A 26,316-nucleotide genomic window follows, 5' to 3' on the forward strand; every position below is an offset into this window, starting at 1 on the left:
GTGCCCCAATTAAGCCTCGTGGGTGTTGTATGCCTGCTGATGAAAAACTGAGATAGAGAATTGTCTTTTTCCTGATCTACTATCTTCAGGACTGGTTTTTTTGTTTTTCCGACTCAGCTCAATTGACAGTACAGAAATACGGCTAATATAGATGAGACTTTGCCGTGATTGTCATAGAATGTTGGACTATTGTGCGCTTGTCTGCTCCAGCCCGGATTTGTTGGTAGGAGGACAGCTCCGGAAACAGAGTGTGAGACTGTTAACAACTTATGTTTGCTTCTTTAATTAAGAAAGTTATTGGTAGCCGGAATGACCGCCAGCTGAAACGGATGGGCAAGATTGTCAAATCAATCAATGCTCTGGAAGAAAGCCTGGCTGCTCTGAGCGATGATGAGCTGAAGGCTAAAACAGGAGAGTTCCGCGAGCGTTTCAATAAAGGTGAAACGCTTGATGATCTGTTGCCTGAAGCGTTTGCTGTTGTTCGTGAGGCAGGCAAGCGCGTTATGGGCATGCGCCATTTTGATGTCCAGCTTATTGGTGGTATGACCCTGCATGAAGGGCGCATTGCTGAGATGCGTACCGGTGAAGGTAAGACACTGGTGGCAACACTGCCTGCTTATCTGAACGCTATTCCTGGGAAAGGTGTTCATGTTGTTACGGTGAATGACTATCTGGCTCGTCGTGATGCGAACTGGATGCGACCACTCTATGAATTTCTGGGAATGAACGTGGGCATCGTTGTCCCGCAGCAGGATCCGGAAGAGAAGCGTCAGGCCTATCAGGCGGATATCACTTACGGTACGAATAACGAATTTGGCTTCGACTACCTCCGCGACAACATGGCCTTCAGGAAAGAGGATCGTTACCAGCGTGATCTCTTTTTCTCAATTGTGGATGAGGTTGACTCGATTCTGATTGATGAGGCCAGAACGCCTCTGATTATTTCTGGCCCGGCTGAAGATTCATCTGAACTTTATAAGAAGATGAACCTGCTGGTTCCAAAACTGCAGCGACAGGAACCAATTCCTGAAGATCAGGACCCGAATACGGTTGAGCTTACTGGTCATTACTCTGTTGATGAGAAGACCCGGCAGGTTGAGCTGAATGAGCTGGGCCACCAGTTTATCGAAGAACTGCTGCAACAAGAGGGTTTGTTGCCAGAAGGTGAAAGTCTGTATGCCTCCAACAACCTGAACCTGCTGCACCATGTGAACTCAGCCCTGAAAGCTCATGTGCTGTTTAACCGGAATGTCGAATACATCGTCCAGAATAATGAAGTCCTGCTGGTAGATGAGCACACTGGTCGCACCATGCCAGGTCGCCGCCTCTCCGAAGGTCTTCATCAGGCTATTGAAGCGAAAGAAGGGCTTCGCATTCAGGCCGAGAGCCAGACGCTGGCTTCCACTACCTTCCAGAACTACTTTCGTAATTATGACAAGTTGTCCGGTATGACCGGTACTGCCGATACGGAAGCGTTCGAGTTTCGCCAGATTTACGGTCTGGATGTTATCGTTATTCCTACGCACAAAGAGATGGTTCGTCAGGATGGTAATGACCTTGTCTATCTGACGATTGCGGAAAAATACGATGCGATCATTGAAGATATCAAAGAAACGGTGAAAGCCGAGCGCCCGATTCTGGTGGGTACGGCTTCTATTGATTCTTCCGAGCACCTGTCCAAAGCTCTGGATAAGGCAGGCATTCCTCATCAGGTACTGAACGCTAAATTCCACGAAAAAGAAGCGGATATCATTGCTCAGGCCGGTCGCCCTGGTGCGGTAACCATTGCTACCAATATGGCGGGCCGTGGTACCGATATCATGCTGGGCGGTAACTGGAAGGCAGAAGTTGCTGAGCTGGATAGTCCATCTCAGGAACAAATCGATCAGATCAAGGCGGACTGGCAGAAACGCCACATGGCTGTGCTGGAGGCGGGCGGCCTTCATATTATCGGCACCGAACGTCATGAATCTCGACGTATTGATAACCAGCTGAGGGGGCGTTCCGGCCGTCAGGGAGACCCTGGATCTTCCCGTTTCTACCTGTCTCTGGAAGACAGTCTGATGCGTATTTTTGCCTCTGAGCGGGTGAAAAACTTCATGAAAGCACTGGGCATGGAAAAAGGTGAGGCCATTGAGCACCGTATGGTGACCAATGCCATCGAAAAAGCCCAGAGGAAAGTAGAAGGCCGCAACTTTGATATTCGTAAGCAGCTGCTGGAATACGATGATGTTGCCAATGATCAGCGTAAGGTTATTTACAATCAACGTGATGAGCTGCTCACCGCTGATGATGTTTCATCAAGTATTGAAGCGCTGCGTGAAGATGTGGTGAGTGGCCTGATCAGTCAGCACATTCCGCCTCAGAGCCTTGAAGAACAATGGGATGTGAAAGGCCTGGAAGAGAAACTGGCCAGCGAGCTGAATGAGCGCATGCCAGTTCAGCAGTGGCTGGATGAAGATGACCGCCTGGATGAAGAAGCGCTTCGTGAGCGCATTCTGCAAGGAGTTATCGACTCCTATCGTAAGAAGGAAGAGTTGGCCGGTGCAGAAGTTCTGCGGAACTTTGAAAAGCATATTCTGCTGCGGATTCTGGATGACAAGTGGAAAGAGCATCTGGCTACCATGGATCACCTGAGACAAGGTATTCATCTTCGTGGGTATGCTCAGAAAAACCCCAAGCAGGAATACAAGCGTGAAGCGTTTGAGCTGTTCCAGCAGATGCTTGAGGATATAAAGTACGACACTGTTCGTATTGTTTCTCATGTGCAGGTACAGGAAGACGACCGGACCGCCGAGATGGAGCGTCAGCGTCGTGAAGAGATGGCCCGCAGAATGCAGTTTGAACATGCTCAGGCACAGGGTGTAGAGGCTGAGGCAACGGAGCAGGAAGAGCCTGAAGCTCATCAACCATTCGTTCGGGAAGGACGTAAAGTGGGGCGGAATGATCCATGCCCATGTGGCTCTGGTAAGAAGTACAAGCAGTGTCATGGTAAAATTGCCTGATCACTGCAGGTAACTTAAACTGCGGGTCAGCCTTAACAGGCTGGCCCGTTTTTATTTGTGCATCAGTCTTAGGTTCTGTTGACATAAGCTTTCAAATCCAGCGAGGCTGCGTGCCCTGCTCAAAGGGCTCAAACCAGAATGCTTCTGCCGTTGTTGCAAGAGCTTGAAAGGCATCGGTATTCCTGCGTCCTTGCGCCTGATCAGAAGCATTCCGGCTTGAGCTGAGACAGGATCCTTATATCAACAGCACCTGCTGGAAACGGGAACAACACAAAAGCATCACCGCGTTACAGTCAAGAATAAGCAACGACATCACCAATGGAGTCAATCATGGCAACGGGTTCTGGGGAATGGGCTGCAGTGAAACCGGTTAAGGGCTTCCGTCTGGGAACCGCAATGGCGGGTATCAGAAAACCCGGCCGCCGGGATCTTGTGGTAATGAACTGGGATAAGGGAAGCTCAGTGGCAGGGGTTTTTACCCTTAATCGCTTCTGTGCGGCACCGGTCCATTTAAGTCGTGAGCGCTTACGCGATGATCCCCGCTACTTTCTGATTAACACCGGCAATGCCAACGCGGGAACCGGTGAGCAGGGAATGGCAGCAGCCAGACAGACGTCATCCGAGCTGGCGAAGTTGTCTGGCGTTGATGAGTTGCAGGTCCTGCCTTTTTCCACGGGTGTGATTGGTGAACAACTTCCGGTCAATTCTCTCTGTGATGCGATACCAGCAGCGCTGTCTGACATGAAAGAAGATAACTGGTTTCATGCGGCTGAAGGCATCATGACAACCGATTCCCGCCCTAAGGGCAGTAGTCGACAGTTTGGGCATGAGGGTAAAACCTATACGGTCTCTGGCATCAGTAAAGGGGCCGGAATGATTAAACCCAACATGGGGACGATGCTGGCTTATATCGCAACGGATGCATCTGTTGAACAATCGTTTTTGCAGGATCTGCTGCTGGACATCACCAATCAATCATTTAATCGAATTACTATTGACGGTGATACATCGACCAATGACAGTTTTATGGTGGTTGCCACTGGGGCTGCAGGCAATGATGCGATTACTTCCCGTGATTCAGTATTGGCAGAGCAACTAATACGCAACCTTCGAGAGGTGGCTGTTGAGCTTGCTCAGGCAATTGTCAGAGATGGTGAGGGGGCAACCAAGTTTGTTACCGTAAAGGTAGAGCAGGCAGCCTCTCATCAGGATGCATTGGACGTCGCTTATACCGTAGCCCATTCACCACTGGTTAAAACGGCCCTGTTTGCTAGTGACCCCAACTGGGGACGAATTCTGGCGGCAGTTGGCCGGGCTGATATCCCTGAGCTTGTGATTGATCGTGTCTCCATCTGGCTGGGCGATACTGCCATTGTTGACTGTGGGCAGCCCGCAGTGGGGTATACAGAAGAGGCTGGGCAGAAAGTGATGAATCAGGAAGAAATCCTCATAAAAATCTCCCTGGGAGCAGGTAGTTGCACTGAAGAGATCTGGACTACCGATTTGTCTCATGAATATGTAAAGATCAACGCCGAGTATCGAACCTGAAATGATTGACGAAGCTGGTATCGAAGAAGTCATGGTTGAAAAAAGAAAAGTCGTTCATGTCGCGGTTGCAGTGATTCTTGGGGATGATGGCCGGGTATTGCTGGCCAGACGTCCTGAAGATAAACACATGGGCGGTTTATGGGAGTTTCCCGGTGGGAAAGTCGAGGCAGGGGAAGATATCAAGCTCGCCCTGAACCGGGAACTCCGTGAAGAGCTGGATATTGAAGTTTCAGTATTTTCCCCACTGATCAAAATTCGCCATGACTATCCTGATAAATCTGTCTTGCTTGATACCTGGGTTGTCAGTGGTATTCAGGGCGAGCCAAAAGGCAATGAAGGTCAGTTGATTCAGTGGGTTGAACAAGATTGCCTTAATGATTATGAATTTCCTGAAGCCAATAAGGTCATTCTCCGGGCGCTGCAACTCCCTGATCGTTATATGATTACTGGTCATTTTGAGGAAAAAGAAACACTCTTCAATAGAGTTTCGACCGCATTGGATAACGGTATTCGCCTGATTCAATTTCGGGCTCATTGGCTCGAGGAAAATGAATACCTCCGGCTGGCGCAAGAACTGTCAGGTGTTGTTCAGGCTGCAGGTGGGACGCTGATTATCAAAGGGGACTTTTCCCTTTTATCAGAGCCATGGTGTCATGGGCTTCATTTGACATCCCGTCAGCTGACACTGCCGACTAAGCCAGAGAAGCGGCATGTCGATCAGTTGCTGGTAGCCTCATGCCACGACGAACAGCAGATCAAAGACGCGGAGGCGATGGCTGTTGATATGATTACGGTGTCACCCATTAAACCAACCAGCTCTCACCCTCAGGCTATACCCCTGGGGTTTGAGCAGGCAGCGAATCTAACTGATGTAGCAAAAGTGCCTGTGTTCTGGTTGGGGGGGATGGGGTTGGGCGATATTGAAGTTGCCTGTCAGTCTGGTGCTCAAGGCATTGCTGCAATCAGATCATTCTGGAAGTAGAAAAGACTGTACTTTGAATTTCTGTTTTCTGGTAAATGGTCGTAAGGCCTGATGTAACTCAGTCAGGCTTTAAACCAGGTACTCAGTGTACTTGCTGTTAATGGTGTGTAGGCTCTTCATCAAGCTCCAGGGACATAAGATCATCAAAAGCAGGATCGCCCGGAATGCTGTGTTCTTCTTTTGCCCAGGCACCAAAGTCAATCAATTTACAGCGCTCTGAGCAGAAAGGGCGGTATTTGCTTTCGGGTATCCACTTCACATCTTTGCCGCATTGAGGGCATTTAACAGTCTTGGCCATTACTAGAACTTATAAAGAAGGGTTAAAAAGAAAAGGCATCATCAGCAGAGGATGATGCCGAAAAAAGGTCAGTTAACTACTGGAGGCTGTGGAGGAGGTGCGTCGTGAATATTAGGTTTGGAGCTGCCAATCAGGCCGAAGGTCAGCGTACTCCAGATGGATGGATCTACATCTTCAAACACCTTGTAGCCAACAAAGTTGCCGTTCTTGTCCAGTGCCGGATGGTTCGGGTAGTTCAACCGTAATACTTCAAGGGCTTCACCGGCTGGTCCGGGAAGTTCCAGGTGCTGGTAGCCTTCTACCATAATGGCCAATGCCTCTGGAACTGCAGGAGTCTGCTGCATGTTTTCGACAACATAGCGCCCCCGGTTAACCGCAGCAACATAGGCCTTACGCTTCAGATAATAGTTAGCAGCGTGTATTTCATATTCAGCCAGACGGTTACGGAGGGCAACCATGCGCTGGCGAGCATCAGGCGCATATTTACTATCGGGATAACGGCTCAGTAACTCAGAAAATTCGTTAAAAGATACTCGAGCCTGACCAGGGTCACGGCGGGTCAGGTCCATTGGAAGGTATCGTTCGAGCAGTCCCATGGACGCTGTGTTAGACGCGAGACCTTTCATGTAATAGGCGTAGTCAGTATCGGGGTGTTGTGGGTGCAGACGGATGAATCGATCCGCAGCAGCCTTGGAGGCTTCCGGTTCTGCATTTTTGAAGTAAGCGTAAATAATGTCCAGCTGTGCCTGTTCAGCAAATGCACCGAATGGGTAGCGAGACTCAAGGGTTCTCAGCGATTTAATAGCTTCAGAGTAGCGACCGTCATCAATAGCCTTGTTAGACAGTTGGTAAAGCTCTGCCTCAGAGAGGGATTCCGGGAGTTGCTCTTTATCGTCGGTTGATGCACAGCCAGCCAGAATGATGGCCGCAAATACCATCAGAATGGATCTCGTCACAAACGAGGGTAGTAACCGGGAAAATTTTGCAGTCAACTTTTCAGTCAGGATTGTCATGGTATTGATTGGTTTCCGTACTCTCTCCGTGCCCTGTGCACATCAGAGGCTGCCGAAGAATAAAGTAGCTGAAGCTAGCCAAGAATGGTGCAACTTACCACAGTGTTAAAGATGCTGTGAAAAGGTACATCATTTTCTGTTGCTCTCGACAACCACTCAGGCCTCAGAGACTTCTTGTGATAAACTCTTCGAACCGATAAAAAGACTTATTCAAACCTGCATTTAAACATAGTATGCCAGAAAACGAAAAGACAAGATTTTCCGGTGTCTTTGTTACAGCCATGTACTGTTTGAGTTGTCGGTACTGTAAGTAGATTTCTGAATTGAGTGTTGCTGAATGGGCGAAGTTATTAAACAAAGTGTCACAGTGCCTGATGATCAGGGTGGTCGTCGATTTGATCAGATAGCTGCGGCCTGTTTTCCGGAGTTTTCCAGAGCCCGTCTGCAGGACTGGATTCGTGATGGTTTTCTGGTGGTGGATGGCGAGACCCGTAAACCAAAAGAAAAACTCTATGGTGGAGAAAAGCTGTCTCTGTCGGTTGAGGTTCAGCCTGAAGGGCAGTGGGAGCCGGAGAATATCCCGCTTGATGTTGTTTATGAAGATAACGATATCATTGTGATCAATAAGCCTGCCGGCCTGGTTGTTCACCCAGCGGCCGGAAACTATACCGGGACGCTGCTGAATGCCCTGCTGCATCACTATCCGGATAATGCAACCTTGCCAAGGGCTGGGATTGTACACCGGCTGGATAAGGATACGACGGGTCTAATGGTTGTTGCCCGTTCTCTGGCAGCGCATACAGACCTTGTTGCACAGTTGCAGGATCGTACGGTTCATCGTGAATATGAGGCCGTTGTGCGTGGCGTAATGACGGGAGGGGGTGTGGTTGATGCCCCGATAGGCCGACACCCGCAAAACCGCTTGAAGATGGCCGTTGTCAGGGGGGGGAAACCTTCTGTTACTCATTATCGGGTAGTGAAGCGCTATAAAGCGCATACGCATATCCGACTTAACCTGCAAACGGGCAGAACGCATCAGATTCGTGTGCATATGAGTCATCAGCACTTCCCTCTGGTGGGGGATGATCTTTACGGTGGTGGCCTGAAGCTGCCCAAGTCATGCCCGGCTGAGCTGGAAAAAGTGCTGAGGGCATTTCGGCGTCAGGCCCTTCATGCCCGTCAGTTGGGTCTTATCCATCCGGTAACGGGAGAATACATGGAATGGGAGGTGCCCTTGACTGATGATTTCCAGATGCTGCTGGACAGTCTGGCCGAAAATGAGCCTGCCTCTGATTGAGACCATAAGGAGAACGTGAGTGAGCAGTGAGCGCTATCTCTGGGCTGACTGGCCTGCACCTGATGGTGTTAAAGCATTAGTGACGACCCGAAATGGTGGACTAAGCGAAGCGGGCTTTTCCAGCTTCAACCTTGGGCTTTACTCGGGTGATGATCAGGAAATCGTTCGGGCTAATCGACAGCTGCTTCAGCAGGATCTTGATCTGACACCATCCCCGCTGTGGTTAAAGCAGGTGCATGGTGTTGACGTTGCGGAGGTGAATCTTGATGACCAGGAAACTGAGGCAGACGCTTCGGTTTCCCGCAAACCAGGGTCAGCCTGTGCTGTACTAACGGCAGACTGTTTGCCGGTTCTGTTCTGTAATCAGGAGGGAACGGTGGTCGCTGCGGCTCATGCGGGTTGGAAAGGCTTGGTAGCCGGGGTTCTGGAAGCAACGGTCAGGTCGATGAACGTACCAGCAGATACGATCATAGCCTGGTTTGGGCCAGCGATTAGTCAGCATCATTTTGAGATTGGGCCAGAAGTCAGAGAACAGTTTCTGGCGGAAGATATGAACTGCTCTGAAGCATTTATTCCCGGTAATGGCGATCGCTGGTTTGCCGACCTTTATTCTCTGGCACGCAGGCGGCTGAACAGACTTGGCGTTAATCAGGTGTTCGGTGGTGAGTTTTGCTCTTATGACCAGTCTGAACTCTTTTATTCATACCGTCGTGATGGAAAAGAGTCGGGACGAATGGCTTCTCTTATCTGGATAAACACCTGATTCATTCTTATTTCGGTTGAGTTTCAATGTGATGAAATGCCTTTGAAACTCAGCCAGTTCCGGCTTTGCATAGTAAAATTGTTCTGTCGCCTGCCTTCTTACAGATAAGGTACGGTCCTGCCTTGAATTACGTTCGTCTGGCGCCATATTAATAGTTATAGACACGTAACTTCAGTTACCTGGGGAGGTTTTTCATGAGAATGGATCGACTGACCAGTAAGTTTCAGTCAGCCCTTGCAGATGCTCAGTCACTGGCCATTGGCAAAGATAACAGTCAGATTGAGCCCGTACATCTTTTGCTTGCACTGATCGATCAGAAAGGAGGTTCGGTCAAGCCTCTGCTGATGCAGGTTGGTTTTGATGTGAGCACCCTTCGAGGTGAGCTGACTGGCATGCTGGAACAGCTGCCTCAGGTATCATCGCCGACTGGTGATATCCAGACGTCCCAGGCGCTCTATCGAATGTTGAACCTTGCGGACAAAAAAGCCCAGCAGGCAGGGGATCAGTTTATCTCCAGTGAAACCATGCTGCTCGTTATGATGGAAGACAGTGGCCCGCTTGGAAAATTACTCGACAGTCAGGGGGTCAGCAAGAAAGCACTGGAAAATGCCATTAAAAACATTCGTGGTGGTGACGCCATTAATGACCCGAACGCAGAAGATAATCGCAACTCCCTGAGCAAATACACTATTGATCTGACGGAACGGGCAGAAGAGGGCAAGCTTGACCCGGTCATTGGCCGGGATGATGAAATACGGCGCACGGTGCAGGTTCTGCAGCGGAGAACCAAAAACAACCCGGTTATTATTGGTGAACCGGGTGTTGGTAAAACCGCCATTGTTGAAGGCCTTGCCCAGCGTATTGTGAATGGTGAAGTGCCTGAAGGTTTGAAAGGGAAGAGACTGTTGTCACTGGACATGGGGTCGTTGATCGCTGGCGCCAAGTTCCGGGGCGAATTTGAAGAGCGGCTGAAGTCGGTATTGAATGACCTGGCCAAGCAGGAAGGTCAGATTATTCTCTTTATCGATGAAATACATACCATGGTGGGAGCCGGTAAGGCTGATGGCGCCATGGATGCCGGTAATATGCTGAAACCTGCACTGGCCAGGGGGGAGCTGCACTGTGTTGGGGCTACAACCCTGGACGAGTATCGTCAATACATTGAGAAAGACGCAGCTCTTGAAAGGCGCTTCCAGAAGGTGCTTGTGGATGAGCCAACTGAAGAAGATGCCATCGCTATTCTCCGTGGCCTGAAAGAACGTTATGAGGCGCATCACGGTGTTGATATCACTGACCCAGCCATTATTGCCGCAGTCAAACTGTCTCAGCGCTATATCACTGATCGACAACTGCCGGATAAGGCGATTGACCTGATCGATGAGGCAGCCAGTCGTATTCGCATGGAAATGGACTCCAAGCCGGAAGCCATGGATCGACTGGAACGCCGCTTGATTCAGCTCAAAATCGAGCAGGAAGCCCTGAAGAAAGAGGATGATGAAGCGTCCAAGGAGCGTCTGGCCAAACTGAATGAGCAGGTTGGTGAGCTGGAGCGAGAATATTCCGACATGGAAGATGTCTGGAAAGCGGAAAAAGCCCAGCTGCAGGGCGGGCAGAAGCTTCGCGAAGAAAAAGAAAAGCTGTTGATTGAGCTGGAGGCGGCCAGACGGGCAGGTGATTTGACCAAAATGTCCGAAATTCAGTATGGCACCCTGCCTGAACTCGATAAACAGCTGGCACAGGCGGATGCCCTGGAAACCGGAGAGCACCAGCTGCTGCGAAACCGGGTGACGGAAGAAGAGATTGCCGAAGTCGTGTCCAAGTGGACGGGCATCCCTGTGGCCAAGATGCTGGAAGGGGAGAAAGAAAAACTGCTGCGTATGGAAGACTCGCTCCATAAGCGGGTGGTTGGTCAGGATGAGGCTGTGGTGGCGGTGTCTAATGCCGTACGGCGCTCCCGGGCCGGGCTGGCCGATCCAAACCGGCCTAATGGCTCATTCATGTTTCTCGGCCCTACCGGTGTGGGTAAGACTGAGCTGTGTAAAGCCCTTGCTGAATTCCTGTTTGATACAGAAGATGCCATTGTTCGTATCGATATGTCAGAGTTTATGGAGAAGCATTCGGTATCCCGTCTGCTCGGAGCGCCTCCAGGATATGTGGGATATGAGGAAGGTGGCTATCTGACCGAAGCTGTACGTCGTAAGCCTTACTCCCTGGTGTTAATGGATGAAGTTGAGAAGGCCCATCCGGATGTCTTTAATATTCTTCTGCAGGTATTGGAAGATGGTCGTCTGACGGATGGCCAGGGGAGAACCGTAGACTTTAAAAATACCGTTATTGTCATGACTTCAAACCTGGGGTCTGACCTTATTCAGACATTCCAGAACAAAGAAACGGGCGAAACGGATTTCGAGGAGCTGAAGAACACCCTGATCGAAGTGGTAGGAACACACTTCCGGCCCGAGTTTGTTAACCGGATTGATGAAGTGGTGGTATTTCATCCGCTGGGAGCTAGCCAGATTAAATCCATTGCCAAAATACAGTTATCTAATCTGGATCGCAGACTGGCTGACAATAATCTGCGGCTGGAGCTTTCTGATGAGGCGATGAATCAGCTGGCTGAAGTGGGCTTTGATCCTGTTTATGGCGCACGACCATTGAAGCGGGCTATTCAGCGGAGTATCGAAAACCCGTTGGCTGAAGCCATTCTGTCCGGCAGGTATAAGCCTGGCGACACCATTAAGGTAATTGTTCAGGATGGAGAGCTGGCGTTCTCCTGACAACAGGCAAAGCCTTTATCAAATGGAGTGGATAAAGGCTTTGTAAATTCTCAGTCTACTGAGAAAACTACTGATTGAACGAATTTCCCCCAGCCTTTACGTTAGCAGTATCTTTTTCAAGGGAAGAGATTGACTGCCTGCTACTTCCTGTGACTTCAGGATACTCTTCCTCTGTTTTGTAAAATCTGCAATAGGATTTGCAAGAGGTAATTATGTATCCAGTGGTTGTATCCGATCTTGATGGGACTCTGCTCAATAAACAGCATGAACTTTCTCCCAGAACCCGCGAAGTCATTCAGCACCTGAGTGAGAAAGGTATTAAATTTATATTTGCTACTGGCCGCCATTTTCAGGATGTTGAAAGAATCAGAGCGCAGCTGGGTGTGGATATGTACCTGGTCACCAGCAATGGTGCCAGAGTTCATAATCCGAAAGGGGAAATGATCATTCAGCACGATATTACTCCTGAGCTAGTGCATCCATTATTAGCCCTTCGGAAATCTTTTGAAGATAAGGTTCATACTAACGTATACAAAGGTGAGCAGTGGATGGTTGAGGTTGAGCATGAAGACCTCCATGCTTTCAGTAAGGAGAGCGGATTTACCTATCACCTGGCCGATTTTGATTCTATTGAGACCAGTGCCATCCAGAAGGTCTTTTTTGTTGCACAGTCGCACGCTGACTTATTGCCATTGTCTGACCAGGCCCGTGAACTTTATGGTGACCAGCTTTATATGACCTACTCACTGCCTGAGTGCTTTGAAATCATGGCGCCGGGAGTGTGTAAGGGGACGGCACTGGAAGAGGTTCTCAAGCTGAAAGGCTATGGCCTGCAGGATGCTATCGCTTTTGGTGACGGTATGAATGACTTTGAGATGCTGTCCAGTGTCGGTAAAGGTGTGGTGATGGGAAATGCTGACCCATCGCTGGTGAACAGCCTGCCTGGGTTTGAGCGTATTGGCCATTGTGATGACCATTCGGTTGCTGAATACTTGGTTAAACTTTACGCTCTGTGAGATGTAAAGGTTAAGGCTATTCAGCCAGAGGGTTAATCTGGCTGAATAGTTCTAACAGTACTTAAATGGAGTAGTTCAGACTTAATCTGACATTTTCTTCTCATCAAAAGAAAAGGGTTACCGATTTAGAAAGAAGGTGAGTTCACTGAAATCTAAATCATTAAAGGTGACCCTTATGATTCACACCAACCAGAAAATCATCAAGCACAAGGTCGGGCTACTGAACCTTGCAGATGAGCTCGGAAACATCTCTAAAGCCTGTAAAACCATGGGTGTCTCCAGAGATACATTTTATCGTTACCGGGATGCTGTTGATGAAGGTGGGGTCGAAGCACTTCTTGATCAAAGCCGAAGAGTTCCAAACCTCAAAAACCGAGTAGACCCCGCTGTTGAAAAAGCGGTTCTTGAGTATGCGGTAGAAGATCCTGCCCATGGGCAGGCCCGTGTTTCCAATGAACTTCGCAAGCAAGGTATCTTCGTCTCTCCCAGCGGTGTGAGAAGCATCTGGCTAAGAAATGATCTGGGAAGCTTCAAACTGCGCCTCAAAGCCCTTGAAGAGAAAGTGGCTCGAGAAGGAATCATTCTCACCGAGTCCCAGGTCAGGGCACTTGAGCGCAAGAAGCTGGATGATGAGGCCAGTGGTGAGATTGACACAGCGCACCCTGGCTACCTTGGTTCACAGGACACTTTCTATGTTGGAACCTTTAAAGGTGTTGGCCGCGTTTATCAGCAGACTTATGTTGATACTTACTCCAAGGTAGCGCAGGCCAAACTCTATAAGACAAAGACCCCAATTACGGCTGCAGACCTGCTCAATGACCGCGTGTTGCCATTCTATGAAGCTCAAGAGCTACCTGTGCTCAGAATACTGACAGACAGAGGTACAGAGTATTGTGGTCGTGCTGATCAACACGATTATCAACTTTACCTGGCGGTGAACGACATTGAACATACGAAGACGAAAACCCGGCATCCACAAACGAATGGAATCTGTGAACGCTTCCATAAAACGATTCTGCAGGAGTTTTATCAACCTGCATTGAGAAAGACGCTGTATACGAGTATTGAGATGATTCAGTCAGATCTGGACGAATGGTTAATTCACTACAATACTGAGCGTACCCATCAAGGTAAGCAGTGCAACGGGAGAACGCCGATAGAAACACTGATTGATGGGAAAGAGATCTGGAAGGAAAAGTTCATAGCCTGAATTTAACCTGACAGACACCTTCTTGAAAATCGGTAACTGTCAGGTCAGGTCTGAACTTCTACAACTTAAAAGCTCCTGATAACATGATGACTGCCTGATCTGTTGAGGGGCTCTCCAGTTATCATTGTTAGCACTTCTTATCTCATCGATTTCAGCGTTATCCAAAAGGGTCTCTAAAAGGCATCTCAGCAGTCGATTGTAGGTGCCCAAAAATTGATACTGTTCGTTCCCAAACTCTCTTTTTTCACCGCAGAGCTGTTCTATAGCCGCATTAACACGATATAGGTCTGATGACTTGCTTATGAAAGCGCGACGAATCTTCTTTGCTTCCTGTGTAGTTTTAGCAAGTTCGGCCCAGTCCTTGAAATGATCGAAGACCTCATCAGGGCCAAAATCACCCTTTTCACCATATAGTTGGGCTCTGAGTAATTGCTCGGCGGCCACCATACTGTCGTAATCTTTTTCGAAGGCAGCCTTAAGCATCATTCCAGTGTATTTGTTCAGCTCGGTCTCTTGAAGTTTGCCAGGAATTGAAAGTTCGGTTTTCGGGTGGCCTACTAACCGCTGCCAGAGGGACTTCATGGCCTGAGAGAGATATTTACCAACGATCTGGAATATGTTTTTTATAGGTTTGGTTTTGTACACTTTCCGACGATCAAATTCACCAATAACCACTGTTTCGTCTTTTGCGTTATATTTGACTGAAGGTTCACTTGAAGGGGGTGAGGGTCTCTGTCCAGGCTCCATGCCAATAATCTCCATGTTTATTTGTGAGTTATTAATTATTAAATCTTGCCTAATTTAAAGTCGACCTTCCGTGATTTTGCATGGTTTTTGTACCCTTGTCTGTAATACTAAAAGCGCATTGTTTCACGTTAGAGAGCAGGTTTATCGTCTTTTCTAAGAGGTTTTCTGTTCAAGTTGGGAAAAATGAAAATTGTATGCTTGGTTAACTTATTGCTTTAAAAGGTAGATGAGTTTCAAGTATGGGTAGCCCAGTAGCTTCTGATGTCGACTCATTAATCATTGTTATGGCTATGTAATGGGTGTATTTCAAGGCGGCATGTGTTGAGTTAACCACTTCTGGCTGCTCTGCCTTTATTGCCTTTTTTGGGTGGGTGAATAGTCAATTAGAACTTACGCATTGACAGCTCTGATAAAAGATGGTCTCAGCCAGTCTTTACCATCAGAGAAGCTCTTAATGAAGTCCCAAATAGCATCCTTGAGCGCATCATTCTTAACGCGATAGATGCTACTGAGAGATTCAGATACTTTCTTGGCCTGAAGGCAGGCATACCCAAAGATAGAGGCAAAAATATGGTTCCTGACCTGCTGCTTTCCTCTCACCTGAAAGCGCTCAATACTGCAGAGTTGTTTCAGCGCCCGGTGATACTCTTCGATCGCCCAATGGTGCAGGTGAAGTTCATTAAAGCCTACCTGTGGTGATACCTCTGATCCAGCATGGGGTGTGTAGACGACGTAATGGCGCAGCTCGTTTTTTAGCCGCGTCCGGTACAAACGCACAGAACCAAAATTACGTAGCCAAACGGTTATTCCCTCTTCAGGAATCTCCAGGCTCTGCACTTGTTGGTAGTCACCCTTTTGGATAGAAACAGTACGGTTGCTTTTAACGGCAAACATAAAACCCAGACCGTTGTTTTTCACAGTCTTCAGGTTTGCGGCACTGCTATACCAGGAATCCCCCGTAACAAATGCAGGTCGTAAGCCCCATACAAGTACTTCTTTCAGCATCTCGAGAAAATAATCATTTTTGGACTTTCCGTCCGCAGAGTCATAGATACGGAAATTGACAGGAAGGCTATAGCCTTTGATATCGGTGTAATAGAGCGTTATGAGATTAATGCCCTTGACGGCTTTATGATGCTTGCCCGAGTAATGATAGCCGATGAATGCCGTGTAGTTACTGTACGGCTTATCCAGCACCGTATCATCAACCGATAGCGTGCCCCCATCAAGAATCAGCCTTGCGGCTACTTCCATGAAAAGGTCATTGGGAGCAAAGTCTTCACGTTGTAGAAAACGGTTAACGCTGTGGTGTGACATATCTCCGATCTCACTAAGGCGAGTACAGGTTGCTGATTTCGGCTCACACAATAGAAACCCTGTATATTTCGGCAAATCACACCCAGCTGTTGTAGGTCTTGTTATCTTTCTACGCACGACGACATCCGCTATTTTTTGCTGATCTAGCAATTTTTACAGCTGCCTGTCAATGCGAAAGTCCTATCAATATTTTTTTCAGCAGTGCCATGGTATGTTCAGAGGGATTTGAGTCCTCTTTTTGAATGGCGTCATTTATATACTGTGTTTCCTCTAAACTGGGCATTAGCACCTGAACCAGGCAGCGCATTAGCAGGTTGTAGCTGCTGACAATATCTGCCTGATAAGGGGTGTAGTCGTGTACTCCGCCGTATATCGACATAAATGCGACAGCGTTTCTATGAAGCTGAGATTTTGGCGTCTTTAACAGCTGGCATATCTGTTCACTCTGTGGTGTGTTCTTTATTGACTCAGCCCATTTCATAAAAAGTGCCCTTGTGTCATCTCCTCCTGCACTTGAGCCTTTTCTCTGATCGATCATGTCTTGATTGATCTGTTGTCTCAATAAGTTTTTTTGTTTAACTACTTCCTTAAAATTGCCACAAGCTGAGGCTAAAACCATTTTTCCAATACGCCGATCAACATTGTTAGACCCGGTTGTTGATTGTAATACGATGGCTTTCTGCAAATGGCTGATTCTCCGGTTTCGAATATTCTTAAGTAATTTTGTATAGGAGAACAGACGCTTAATGCCCTTTAAAAAATGCTTGCGGGAAATAAAATGGCCAACTCTTTTTCCCTTAATTCTTTTGGGACTGAAATGCCTCTTCCTGCTAGGTGGGATAGCATGAGCAGTTTTCAGCTGAGTATAGTGTCTTCTTGATGGGATCTTGCTGCTTGCTACCATGGAGTTTCTCCTTGCTTGCGTATTATTAATCGGCTGGTGAGCCTGTTAATTCACTCTGGATATCGTTTAGAGGGTTTATTGTCAGTAATCAGCCAGCTCTGGCATCGAGATGAGGTTGTTTTTGTGGCAATGGAACGGTTCGCTAACTTGTAACTTTATGGGATGATTACCTTTGCCTTTCGAAACTGAGTACAACCATTAAATGCGAGGTGATTTATGGGCGCTGGCGCTTATTATTTTGTTAAGTCCACACCCTTAGGGCGAACGTTGATCAACTCGCCTGTTGGTATGCTTGAGCTATCAGCGTCTGTCGATGGTATTTACTCCGTATTGCTGGCGGAAAATAAGGTCGAAAATGCTGATCAACTCCAAAACAATGATGAAATAACGGATTCAGTCAGGGAGGCTATTGATAGTCACCTTGAACAGGCAAAAAATGAGCTGGAAGCTTACTTTCGTGGAGAGCTGACACGATTCATGGTTGCGCTGGATCTTCGTGGTACCGACTTTCAGCAGCAGGTATGGCAAGAGCTGCAACAGATTGGCTATGGAAAGAGCTGCTCTTATCAGGACATCGCCAGCAGTATCAGCCGACCTAAAGCGGTCATGGCGGTGGGTGCTGCCAATGGGGCTAACCCGGTGGCAATCATTGTGCCCTGTCACCGGGTGATCGGGAAAAATGGTAAGTTGACCGGTTATGCCTATGGAGTGGAGATGAAGCAATACCTGCTGGATCTTGAGCAGGGTAATAGAAGGGAAGCGTTATAGTCGCCCCTTACCAAGCAGGGTGAGGGTGATATGACTTCCGACATACCGTGGAGAAACCTGGCTAGATAAAGATGGCGTATGATTCGTCTGGCGAAAATAAAACCCTGACCGTGACTTTTCTGGTTCAGGAAGGGCAACTACATCATTGAAGGCCAATCATTCTCTCTGGTAATGACGAGGTCGGTTGGGTAGCTCGGCTGACTGTTAAAAGTCTATTTGCTCTCTCCAAACCGGCCAATAAAACCGTGCCCATAACGCTTCCGGATAATCGACAGTTCTCTGTCATTTTTGATCGATCGGCGTTTCAATATAGGCACAGCAGCTACTACCATCCACTTATCCAGAAAACAAACATTATTACCACTTAAGTCTAAAATTAACGACTGCCAGTGGTGTGATATAGTGCATGTAAAATATGAGCAAGTAATTTTAAGAGGGCTGAAACAGAGGGCTAGATCAAAAGGAGATTGTTATGAATAACGGAATATCACCTTCAAACACTGTCATCAGTAAAGAGCTTAAATTGAAGAGCTGCCTTAAGAAGAAGGAAGGTAGCTTTGCAGGTATTACTGTTGGAAATATAAATCTTGGTCAATTGAATAGTAGATATTTTAAAAGCAATGATGATTGGAGCCGTAAAATAACCAAGGGTATGACCCGTAAGGTTAGTTGCAACAGTGGCAGTAAAGAGTTTGATGAATATTTCAAAGATGATTGGAATCGTAAAATAACTAGAAGTATGGCCAGGAGGATCAATTCTCATAGAGACACTTCTGAAAGAATGACCGCAGATAAAATTTGGAAAACAGTTAGATTTAGTGAAGAGCTAGCGACTGTTCATGCCTACATTAATTGATACAAAGTTATCAAGTTTTACTTAATAATAATTCTCATTTATTGAAAAGCCACTGAAATATTCAGTGGCTTTTCCGTCTGAAGAAAAGGCAACCAGATTGCTATCAACAATGATAGTGTAAAAAACTTTGAAATCCCGCGCCCCGCTAATGAAGACGACGGTGGCTGTCGTGTTTCAGGAAACTAAGTAATTGATGGGAACGTCAATAATCTCTGTCCGGATATTTCCCGGATCGACCGAACCATTGGTGATGTTGCCTTGTGAAAGATGTTTATCCAGGAAGATCGTCTGATCTGACAGAGCCTCCCAAGGATCAGAATGTCAGCATTTTGCTGTTCAATACCGGCAGTCAGACCGATGAGCGTTTATAGGCCAGAGACAGCATCGAGAGCTATGTCTCCTCATGCATTAAGGCGTCGTGGGAACTGGTGAGTGATCAGCTGGAAGGCCAGCATTTCATTGCCGGCAACCAGCGTGAGGAATAGGCTGCTTCTGAAATTGGCGAGGTCAATAAGTTCACGACACCAGTTTGTCAGAAACGATAATAAGAAACATTTTTTGTGTCCTTCGTGGTTCAAATGCTTCTAGGGCTTTCACTAGGGCCTCAGAGTATACGAGGTCGTGTTTTCCAGTACTAAAGCCAGCCGCCCAGGTCTTTCCAGCGATTCACAATGGTACAGAATAGGTCCGCGGTTTTTTCCGTATCGTAACGGGCGGAATGAGCCTCTGACTTATCAAAATCAATATCCGCTTCGATACAGGCTTTGGCCAGCACCGTTTGTCCATAAGCCAGGCCGGCCAGCGTAGCGGTGTCAAAGCAGGAGAACGGATGGAATGGATTCCGTTTCACATCACAGCGCTCAGCCGCAGCCATGACAAACCCAAGATCGAATGCCGCATTGTGCCCAACCAGTACTGCACGGTTGCATCCCTGACTTTTCACCGCCTTACGGACGGAGCGGAAAATCTTGTTGATGGCATCCTCTTCCGCCATGGCAATCCGCAGCGGGTGGAAGGGGTCAATACCAATGAAATCGATAGCAGCCTGTTCAATATTGGCGCCTTCGAATGGCTTGATATGGTATGACTCAGTATGCCCCGGATGGATAAAGCCGTGCTCATCCATTTCGATAACGGTGGCTGCAATTTCCAGCAGTGCATCTGTAGCGGCATTAAAGCCGCCGGTTTCCACATCAATTACCACGGGCAGAAAGCCGCGGAATCTGTTGGCCATGGAGTGGCTGTCATCGGCCCTCAAAGGCTTCTCCTTAACTCTTTACTGTAAAAAATACCGCTGCCTGCAACCAGGTTCATGGGGGCAGTAAAAGCGGTATTTTTCCTCCGCTCATGGCTGCTTTCAGCTCAGCACATGGCTATGGTTTGAGGCGCCAGGATATGGTTTCACCGGCTCTCAGGGGTTTCACCCGGTTATCACCGAATGCAATGGATTCTGGCATGGTCCAGTCTTCTTTTACCAGGGTAATGGTGTCCTGGTTCCTGGGCAGGCCATAAAAATCGGGGCCATTGAAACTGGCAAAGGCTTCCAGTTTATCCAGAGCGCCCATCATGTCAAAGGCCTCTGCATAAAGCTCAATCGCTGCGGGTGCTGTGTAGCAGCCTGCACAACCACAGGAGGACTCTTTGGCGCCAATGGCATGCGGAGCAGAGTCGGTTCCCAGGAAGAAGCGACGATTGCCGCTTACTGCAGCCTCAAGCAATGCCTGCTGATGCAGGTTTCTTTTGAGAATCGGCAGGCAGTAATAATGGGGCTTGATGCCACCAACCAGCATATGGTTGCGATTATACAACAAATGATGGGCGGTGATGGTAGCACCCAGGTTTTCACCCCCTTCACTGACAAACTGGGCAGCATCAGCCGTGGTGATGTGCTCCATGATGATCTTCAGGGTTGGGAAGCGTTCTACCAGTTTAACCAGGTGGCGGTCAATAAATGCCTTTTCCCGGTCAAAGATATCAATCTCGGCGTCGGTAACCTCACCATGTACCAGCAGAGGGAGGCCACATTCCGCCATGGCTTCCAGGGCTTCATAAATATTGTTGAGATCAGTTACACCGGAATCCGAATTGGTGGTGGCGCCAGCAGGGTAGAGTTTGAGCGCGACCACGTCGCCCCGGTGATGGGCATTCAGAATGGTTTCACGGGACGTTTTATCGGTGAGATACAGCGTCATCAGGGGTTGAAATGCCGAGTTAGTCGGTGTGTTCTCAACAATGCGAGCCTTGTACTGGCTGGCCAGATCAGCATCCGTTACTGGTGGTACCAGGTTGGGCATAATGATCGCCCGGCCAAAGGTTCTGGCGGTTGCTGCAACCGTTTCACTCAGAACATTGCCATCACGAAGGTGGAGGTGCCAGTCATCAGGGCGGGTAATGGTCAGTAGTTGGCTCATGTGGGAAGGTACCTGTTCCGGTTATATATGATTGAACCGGATGGGCATCCTAGCGAAAAAAAGGAAATTTTGATAGTGGGGGCTTGAGAAAAGATGCATAAAGATAGTAGGTATAACCCGTATTTCTGCACTTTTGATGATATGATCGCCAGGCTTTATCGACAGTGACCTCAGGTTTGGCCAAATAATGATGAAAGCATCTTGGCGAAATCCTAGTTATGAATTATTATTCACAAAAAAAGAATATTTACCCTTTCCTGTTATCAGGTTCCTGTTGCGGTATGTAGTTGGAGTTGAGCAATGAAAAAGATCAATAAAGTCGTTCTGGCCTATTCCGGCGGCCTGGACACCTCAGTGATTGCAAAATGGCTGGAAGATACGTACGAGTGTGAAGTCGTCACCTTTACTGCTGACCTGGGGCAGGGTGAAGAGGTCGAGCCAGCCCGCGCCAAGGCAGAAGCCCTTGGGATTAAAGAGATTTACATTGACGATCTGCGCGAAGAGTTCGTCCGTGACTTCGTCTTTCCCATGTTCCGTGCCAATACCATTTACGAAGGCGAATACCTGCTGGGTACCTCCATTGCCAGACCGCTCATTTCCAAGCGCCTGATTGAAATTGCCAATGAGACTGGTGCTGATGCCATCTCTCACGGTGCGACCGGTAAAGGGAATGATCAGGTACGTTTTGAACTGGGTGCTTATGCACTGAAGCCGGGCGTTCAGGTGATTGCGCCCTGGCGTGAGTGGGATCTGAATTCACGGGAAAAGCTGCTGGCCTACTGTGATGAACACGGTATTGAAGTGGAGCGTAAGAAAGGCAAATCACCTTACTCCATGGATGCCAATCTGCTGCACATCTCCTATGAAGGCGGCATTCTTGAAGACCCATGGGCGGAGCCGGAAGAAGATATGTGGCGCTGGTCCGTTTCTCCGGAAGCCGCACCGGATGTGCCCACCTACCTGAACCTGACTTATCGTAAGGGCGACATCGCTGCTATTGATGGAGAAGAGATGACCCCGGCCCAGGTGCTGGCCTTCCTGAACCGGATTGGTGGTGAGAACGGCATTGGTCGTCTGGACATTGTTGAGAACCGCTATGTCGGCATGAAGTCCCGGGGTTGCTATGAAACGCCCGGAGGCACCATTATGCTCAAGGCGCACCGTGCCATTGAATCTATTACCCTGGATCGGGAAGTGGCCCACCTGAAAGATGAACTCATGCCACGTTATGCCAAGCTAATCTACAACGGTTACTGGTGGTCACCAGAGCGGGAAATGCTCCAGAAGATGATTGATGAAAGCCAGGAGCCTGTGAACGGTGAAGTGCGCCTGAAACTGTATAAGGGCAATGTCACGGTGGTTGGCAGACGTTCTGATGATTCACTGTTTGATGAAAACATTGCGACCTTTGAGGACGATGCCGGTGCCTATAATCAGGGAGATGCTGAAGGTTTTATCAAGTTAAATGCGCTGCGGTTAAGAATTGCGGCGAATAAAGGCCGTAAGCTCAGTTAATCGTATAAAGCCCTGCTAAACGCAGGGCTTTCTGATGCTTAAGGAAGGCGTTGAGCTGGAAAAAGACAATTCTTGTGGGTTTCTTTCGCTATTTCTCTTAACCATTATCTAAAGGCAATTTTGTTCTTAGTTGTTATTTACAGGCTATGGAATAAAAGGTTGATAGATGATGCGTTCCCTCTATTGATAAAGTGCAGAAAAATACTAATTAAAAATTATCCTTTCATATAAATACAGACTACTTTTATTTCTGATTATTTCAAAGACGAAAGTATTAATTTTAATTCAGGCAAAGAGGTTCTCAATACACCAGAAAACGGCTGATTCGAAAACCCCTGATTTTCTTACTTACAACAGGCAATTAAAAGCTATTAAGGGTTATTAAATGGATGGCACTTCCTCTAAAATCTATCAACCACTCTCTCCTGTGCTTGCACTGCTCCCAGAACCCCATCAGGAAGCAGGGACATCAATGTCTACAGTCTCGGTCATTCCCCCAACCCGGTATATGCCGGATGAACGAAGTACAAACCCTTCATTCAGCGCTGATAATCGCCAGTTTGTGAGTAAGGGCTCTCAGGGATCAGAAGCCTTAACAATGCTTACGGTCTCCGGGGACCATTGCTACAGTCAACAGCAGGCAGCGTGGCCAATAGCGCATAATAGGAGTCCATCTTTTGAGATAAAAGAGGAGCCTTTGTTTGACGACAAGAATATAAAAACGTTCTCTGGTTCCCTTCAAGCTGGAAATGGTGAAGCATTCGACGCTCATCAATCAGCCTCTTTAAGACTTGATAGCGATGCATCAAGAAAAAAACAGAAAAAAACACACGCAGCGTCTTCAAAAAATAAAACCAAATGCCAGAAAAAGGAATTACAGGAACTGGACAAAGGTCAGCAGGAAAGAAAACACCTCTTTCATGAATACCATACCAGGGGCAGAACGAACAAAAGTAAGGTAACAGATCAAACAAAAGACAAAGAGCTGGAGAGACGAATAAACGCTATCAGAGAAAAGGAAAGAAGAAAAGGCTTAGCCCAGCTATATGATGACATCGAACATGCAATCAGAGATAAAATCCACATAGAGGGAAAGCTTTCTAAAAGACAATTATTGTTGACATGCATTGGAACCACAAAAAAAGCAGGGCTTCAATCTGTGCCTGCACCCAGTAGAATTAAAATAAATAGGAAAAAAAATGAAACTTCAGAAAATGCAAATAGTGCAATAAAAAATCAAAATGAAAACCGTCGTCGCCGTGAAATCCGAACGCTGATTACAGAGCTGAGATGCTCTATTTCAGGGGCCGACTCTAAGGGAGAAAGTGAACGCACTACTCTTCAGAAGTATCTATCCTTCATTTCTGAGAAAAAGAAATTAACTGTATTAAGAACCCCGCTGAATCAAAAATCACCTTCAGGAGTAAATGTAGCAGTACATCCACCTGAAAAAAATATCAACATTTCTCCTGGTGATATGAAATCTGACTTACACGATAAAAAAACAGTGGCTGCTGACTCATCACAATCATTTACAGACTCTGCCAGCTGCGATAGCCAGGTTAGCTCCTCAATCACACAAAATACGGGACAAACCCCGGGAGAACTGTGCTCAACATTCAATCATGCTCAGCCAGCCTGGTTTGCAGAGTCCGTTTCAGAGCTTCTTGAATATGAGTTGCACTGCCGTGAAAGAGAGCAGCTCACCAGTACGGATGAAAGCCTATGGAGCAGTCTTGAAGCAACGACAGACAGTCATTCTACTCCTTCACCATGCCCGTCCTCTTCGGTACTGAGTTCACCGGAGCAGATTAAGCAGGAAGAAACCTCTCCTGTGTGGCCTGATACCCCAACGCCTCTCGATATTCGTCCAAACCTGCCACCAGTTGTCATCCAGAAAGAACAATATCCAGAAGATGATTTGCCAATGATGCAGTGCGTATCCCCTCAGGACATTTTTCCATGGCTGCCCTGTCAGCACCTGCAGGGTCACGACTCGTCCTCTGCTTCAGATGATTCTGTTGAACTTTCAATTGGGCATGTGCCATCTTCAGAATATCAGGTAGCCCCCTTTGACCATCAACTGGATCATGGAGAGAGAGGAGAGGCTGGATGAGGTGCCAGAACCGTCATCACGGGCATCAACACCAGAGACATTGCAGATAGCCAGCCAAAACGCACTATTGATCAATGGTAACTATTCAGCACCCAGCAAAGGCGTATTGTTGTAATTTCGAACCGCTTTAAGAAGCGCCTGAAATATGTTCAACCCCTGCTTTTTAGCAGATGATAAATAGCTTCGGATTCGGGTAAACATGGTACCTCCGTCTTCGCTTCTGAAGCAGCCTGAGATCTTCTGCTTAAGTTTGGCCATCCTGGCATCACGTTCACTGCCATTGTTATCGAAGGGAATTGAAAAGTCCGACATGAAGCGCAACGTTTCAACCTTAAACTCAATAAGCCTTTTGAACAGGTTGTAGGCCTTGGTATTCCTGACCTTCTTACGTCCAAGCACCTGTCGTTGTTTTTCCATATAAGCGGTTTCCTTCGTGAGAGCCCTTTGAAGGATTTGGTCGTATATCGTCTCAATGCGAAGCTGTATTGCACCAGGCATTTGAGTCAGACCGGCTGCTTTGTATTTCTTGCAGAAGTGCCAGGAGAGCGTAAGCAATTTCATCAGCCGCAGAGCCAGCTTATTCGCATCCCTATCGACAACTCCCTGAAGCTCTCTCAGATGATGGGCATTACAAAGCACATGCACTGCCGCATAGGCAAAGTAGGACTTCCAATGATCGTGAACCAGAATGCCTGCAAAAGTCAGCAGGATGCCCATTGCATCCATTGCTTCACAACCTCGCCTTTCTGAGAGGTAGTAAAGCGTCCATTGGTCATCTCGCATAATGTGTAACCACCACAGTGAACCGTCAACCCGCATGCCAGTTTCATCCGCTCCTGCAACCGGACTTTCTTGTAAAGCATCGCGGATACTCTGCTCAGTAGAGGCCAGGTTCTCATGGGTATAGGCAACAAAATTGGCAACAGAGCCTGCGCTGACACTCATGCAATAAATAGTATTGAAATACTCAGACACCCGGTGATATGGGATGAAGTGATACTGGTTTAAATGAACAGCCATTGCCTGAGTCACTTCTCCGTATTGAGCAGCGGCTTTCACTCCTTGGGGAAACTCAGCGGTGTTCCGTTTACCACAAGGACATACTTTAACGTCTGCCCAGTACGCGGTAACTTCAAATTCTCCGGGTCTACCTGGATCAAAAACCTGTCGCTCAATGTATTTGGTGGGTTTAATATCGATAAGCGAAGACTGGCAACAGCAACATTTTTCAACCTTCAGATGCCTGACATAATCGGGTAAGGCGACACGTCTCAAACAAGAGCCTTGATGACCTTTCTGGCCACCTGGTTTATTGCCTGAAGATGGTCTAAGGCTTTTGGGGTTCGGTGTTTCCTGTGAGGAGCAGGGGGCTTCTTTGGAAGATGTATCACCTTTATCACTCCCTTTTTTACTGGGCTTTTGATAACCATCTGACGATGGTGGCTTACTACTGTTTTGACTGTTTTTATTAACCCTTTCTTCCAGTTCGCTGCAACGTTCCCGTAAAAGCGCATTCTCGGTCCGAAGCTCTTCATTCTCTTTAAGGAGAGCTTCGGTAAACGGAGTAGCTGGGAAGTCTGGTTCCATACTGGAGATTTGTTAGAAAAATTGAGTATAAGATGATGGTCGAAAAATCAGAAAATTCCAGATTTATATGAAGGGTGCTGAATAGTTACGATCAATGACTTAAAGTGCCAGGTCGCTGAACTGCAAAGGAGCAAAAAAAGCGTTGAGCATCAACAAATACAAACGCAGGCTCTTTTAAATACAGCA

20 protein-coding genes are annotated in these 26,316 nt (G+C 47.6%); 12 read left to right on the top strand and 8 right to left on the bottom strand.

What is annotated here, in order from left to right:
* Nucleotides 1-269 precede the first annotated feature (269 nt).
* From secA to ACOCLE_RS02875, 3 genes are all read left to right on the top strand, one after another.
* Complete coding sequence (secA, locus tag ACOCLE_RS02865; RefSeq protein ID WP_419535433.1) at nucleotides 270-3,005, top strand: preprotein translocase subunit SecA; 2,736 nt, start codon at nucleotides 270-272, stop codon at nucleotides 3,003-3,005.
* Nucleotides 3,006-3,335: 330 nt separating this feature from the next.
* Nucleotides 3,336-4,553 carry a bifunctional glutamate N-acetyltransferase/amino-acid acetyltransferase ArgJ gene (gene argJ, locus ACOCLE_RS02870; protein WP_419535434.1) on the top strand — a complete coding sequence of 406 codons (1,218 nt, stop codon included), beginning with the start codon at nucleotides 3,336-3,338 and terminating at the stop codon, nucleotides 4,551-4,553.
* A 1-nt stretch (nucleotide 4,554) separates the two neighbouring features.
* On the top strand, nucleotides 4,555-5,535 hold the full coding sequence (locus tag ACOCLE_RS02875; protein WP_419535435.1) for a Nudix family hydrolase: 981 nt from the start codon (nucleotides 4,555-4,557) through the stop codon (nucleotides 5,533-5,535).
* A gap of 97 nt (nucleotides 5,536-5,632) precedes the next feature.
* Here ACOCLE_RS02875 and yacG read toward each other — a convergent pair whose 3' ends face one another.
* Both yacG and ACOCLE_RS02885 read right to left on the bottom strand, forming a co-directional pair.
* Complete coding sequence (gene yacG, locus ACOCLE_RS02880; RefSeq protein ID WP_419535436.1) at nucleotides 5,633-5,833, bottom strand: DNA gyrase inhibitor YacG; 201 nt, start codon at nucleotides 5,831-5,833, stop codon at nucleotides 5,633-5,635.
* Between the two features lie 68 nt (nucleotides 5,834-5,901).
* Entirely contained in the window at nucleotides 5,902-6,771 is an 870-nt protein-coding gene (locus tag ACOCLE_RS02885; protein WP_419535437.1) for an outer membrane protein assembly factor BamD, read from the bottom strand.
* A gap of 412 nt (nucleotides 6,772-7,183) precedes the next feature.
* Here ACOCLE_RS02885 and rluD point away from each other — a divergent pair, with 412 nt between their 5' ends.
* The 5 genes from rluD (at nucleotide 7,184) to ACOCLE_RS02910 (ending at nucleotide 13,909) form a co-directional block, all read left to right on the top strand.
* Nucleotides 7,184-8,143, top strand: a complete 960-nt coding sequence (rluD, locus tag ACOCLE_RS02890; protein ID WP_419535438.1) for a 23S rRNA pseudouridine(1911/1915/1917) synthase RluD — start codon at nucleotides 7,184-7,186, stop codon at nucleotides 8,141-8,143.
* A gap of 19 nt (nucleotides 8,144-8,162) precedes the next feature.
* Nucleotides 8,163-8,906, top strand: coding sequence for a peptidoglycan editing factor PgeF (gene pgeF, locus ACOCLE_RS02895; protein ID WP_419535439.1), 744 nt, complete (start codon nucleotides 8,163-8,165; stop codon nucleotides 8,904-8,906).
* A 194-nt stretch (nucleotides 8,907-9,100) separates the two neighbouring features.
* Nucleotides 9,101-11,683, top strand: coding sequence for an ATP-dependent chaperone ClpB (gene clpB, locus ACOCLE_RS02900; protein ID WP_419535440.1), 2,583 nt, complete (start codon nucleotides 9,101-9,103; stop codon nucleotides 11,681-11,683).
* Nucleotides 11,684-11,895: 212 nt separating this feature from the next.
* The gene (locus ACOCLE_RS02905; protein WP_419535441.1) at nucleotides 11,896-12,699 is read left to right on the top strand and encodes a Cof-type HAD-IIB family hydrolase; all 804 of its coding nucleotides are present in this window, start codon (nucleotides 11,896-11,898) and stop codon (nucleotides 12,697-12,699) included.
* Between the two features lie 175 nt (nucleotides 12,700-12,874).
* Nucleotides 12,875-13,909, top strand: coding sequence for an IS481 family transposase (locus ACOCLE_RS02910; protein ID WP_419533178.1), 1,035 nt, complete (start codon nucleotides 12,875-12,877; stop codon nucleotides 13,907-13,909).
* A 39-nt stretch (nucleotides 13,910-13,948) separates the two neighbouring features.
* Here ACOCLE_RS02910 and ACOCLE_RS02915 read toward each other — a convergent pair whose 3' ends face one another.
* The 3 genes from ACOCLE_RS02915 to ACOCLE_RS02925 all read right to left on the bottom strand — a co-directional run bounded on the left by ACOCLE_RS02915 (nucleotide 13,949) and on the right by ACOCLE_RS02925 (nucleotide 16,877).
* Entirely contained in the window at nucleotides 13,949-14,671 is a 723-nt protein-coding gene (locus ACOCLE_RS02915; protein ID WP_419535442.1) for a hypothetical protein, read from the bottom strand.
* 375 nt (nucleotides 14,672-15,046) lie between these two features.
* Entirely contained in the window at nucleotides 15,047-16,090 is a 1,044-nt protein-coding gene (locus ACOCLE_RS02920) for a transposase (RefSeq protein ID WP_419533005.1), read from the bottom strand.
* A gap of 49 nt (nucleotides 16,091-16,139) precedes the next feature.
* Nucleotides 16,140-16,877 carry a hypothetical protein gene (locus ACOCLE_RS02925; protein ID WP_419535443.1) on the bottom strand — a complete coding sequence of 246 codons (738 nt, stop codon included), beginning with the start codon at nucleotides 16,875-16,877 and terminating at the stop codon, nucleotides 16,140-16,142.
* A 288-nt stretch (nucleotides 16,878-17,165) separates the two neighbouring features.
* Between ACOCLE_RS02925 and ACOCLE_RS02930 the strand changes: the two genes are divergently transcribed.
* Nucleotides 17,166-17,645: a methylated-DNA--[protein]-cysteine S-methyltransferase gene (locus ACOCLE_RS02930; protein WP_419535444.1), complete on the top strand. Its 480-nt coding sequence runs from the start codon at nucleotides 17,166-17,168 to the stop codon at nucleotides 17,643-17,645.
* A 472-nt stretch (nucleotides 17,646-18,117) separates the two neighbouring features.
* On the top strand, nucleotides 18,118-18,501 hold the full coding sequence (locus ACOCLE_RS02935) for a hypothetical protein (protein ID WP_419535445.1): 384 nt from the start codon (nucleotides 18,118-18,120) through the stop codon (nucleotides 18,499-18,501).
* 634 nt (nucleotides 18,502-19,135) lie between these two features.
* Here ACOCLE_RS02935 and rnt read toward each other — a convergent pair.
* Together rnt and pyrC are read right to left on the bottom strand one after the other, a co-directional pair.
* Nucleotides 19,136-19,735 carry a ribonuclease T gene (gene rnt, locus ACOCLE_RS02940; protein WP_419535446.1) on the bottom strand — a complete coding sequence of 200 codons (600 nt, stop codon included), beginning with the start codon at nucleotides 19,733-19,735 and terminating at the stop codon, nucleotides 19,136-19,138.
* Between the two features lie 139 nt (nucleotides 19,736-19,874).
* Nucleotides 19,875-20,912 carry a dihydroorotase gene (pyrC, locus tag ACOCLE_RS02945; RefSeq protein WP_419535447.1) on the bottom strand — a complete coding sequence of 346 codons (1,038 nt, stop codon included), beginning with the start codon at nucleotides 20,910-20,912 and terminating at the stop codon, nucleotides 19,875-19,877.
* 300 nt (nucleotides 20,913-21,212) lie between these two features.
* Here pyrC and ACOCLE_RS02950 point away from each other — a divergent pair, with 300 nt between their 5' ends.
* A complete protein-coding gene (locus ACOCLE_RS02950) occupies nucleotides 21,213-22,427 on the top strand; it encodes an argininosuccinate synthase (RefSeq protein ID WP_419535448.1) in 1,215 nt (404 codons plus the stop codon).
* Nucleotides 22,428-22,812: 385 nt separating this feature from the next.
* Complete coding sequence (locus ACOCLE_RS02955) at nucleotides 22,813-24,543, top strand: hypothetical protein (RefSeq protein WP_419535449.1); 1,731 nt, start codon at nucleotides 22,813-22,815, stop codon at nucleotides 24,541-24,543.
* Nucleotides 24,544-24,624: 81 nt separating this feature from the next.
* Here ACOCLE_RS02955 and tnpC read toward each other — a convergent pair whose 3' ends face one another.
* A complete protein-coding gene (gene tnpC / locus ACOCLE_RS02960) occupies nucleotides 24,625-26,130 on the bottom strand; it encodes an IS66 family transposase (protein ID WP_419532963.1) in 1,506 nt (501 codons plus the stop codon).
* Between the last annotated feature and the right edge of the window lie 186 nt (nucleotides 26,131-26,316).

Source organism: Endozoicomonas sp. (assembly GCF_965196975.1).
Classification (GTDB): domain Bacteria; phylum Pseudomonadota; class Gammaproteobacteria; order Pseudomonadales; family Endozoicomonadaceae; genus Endozoicomonas.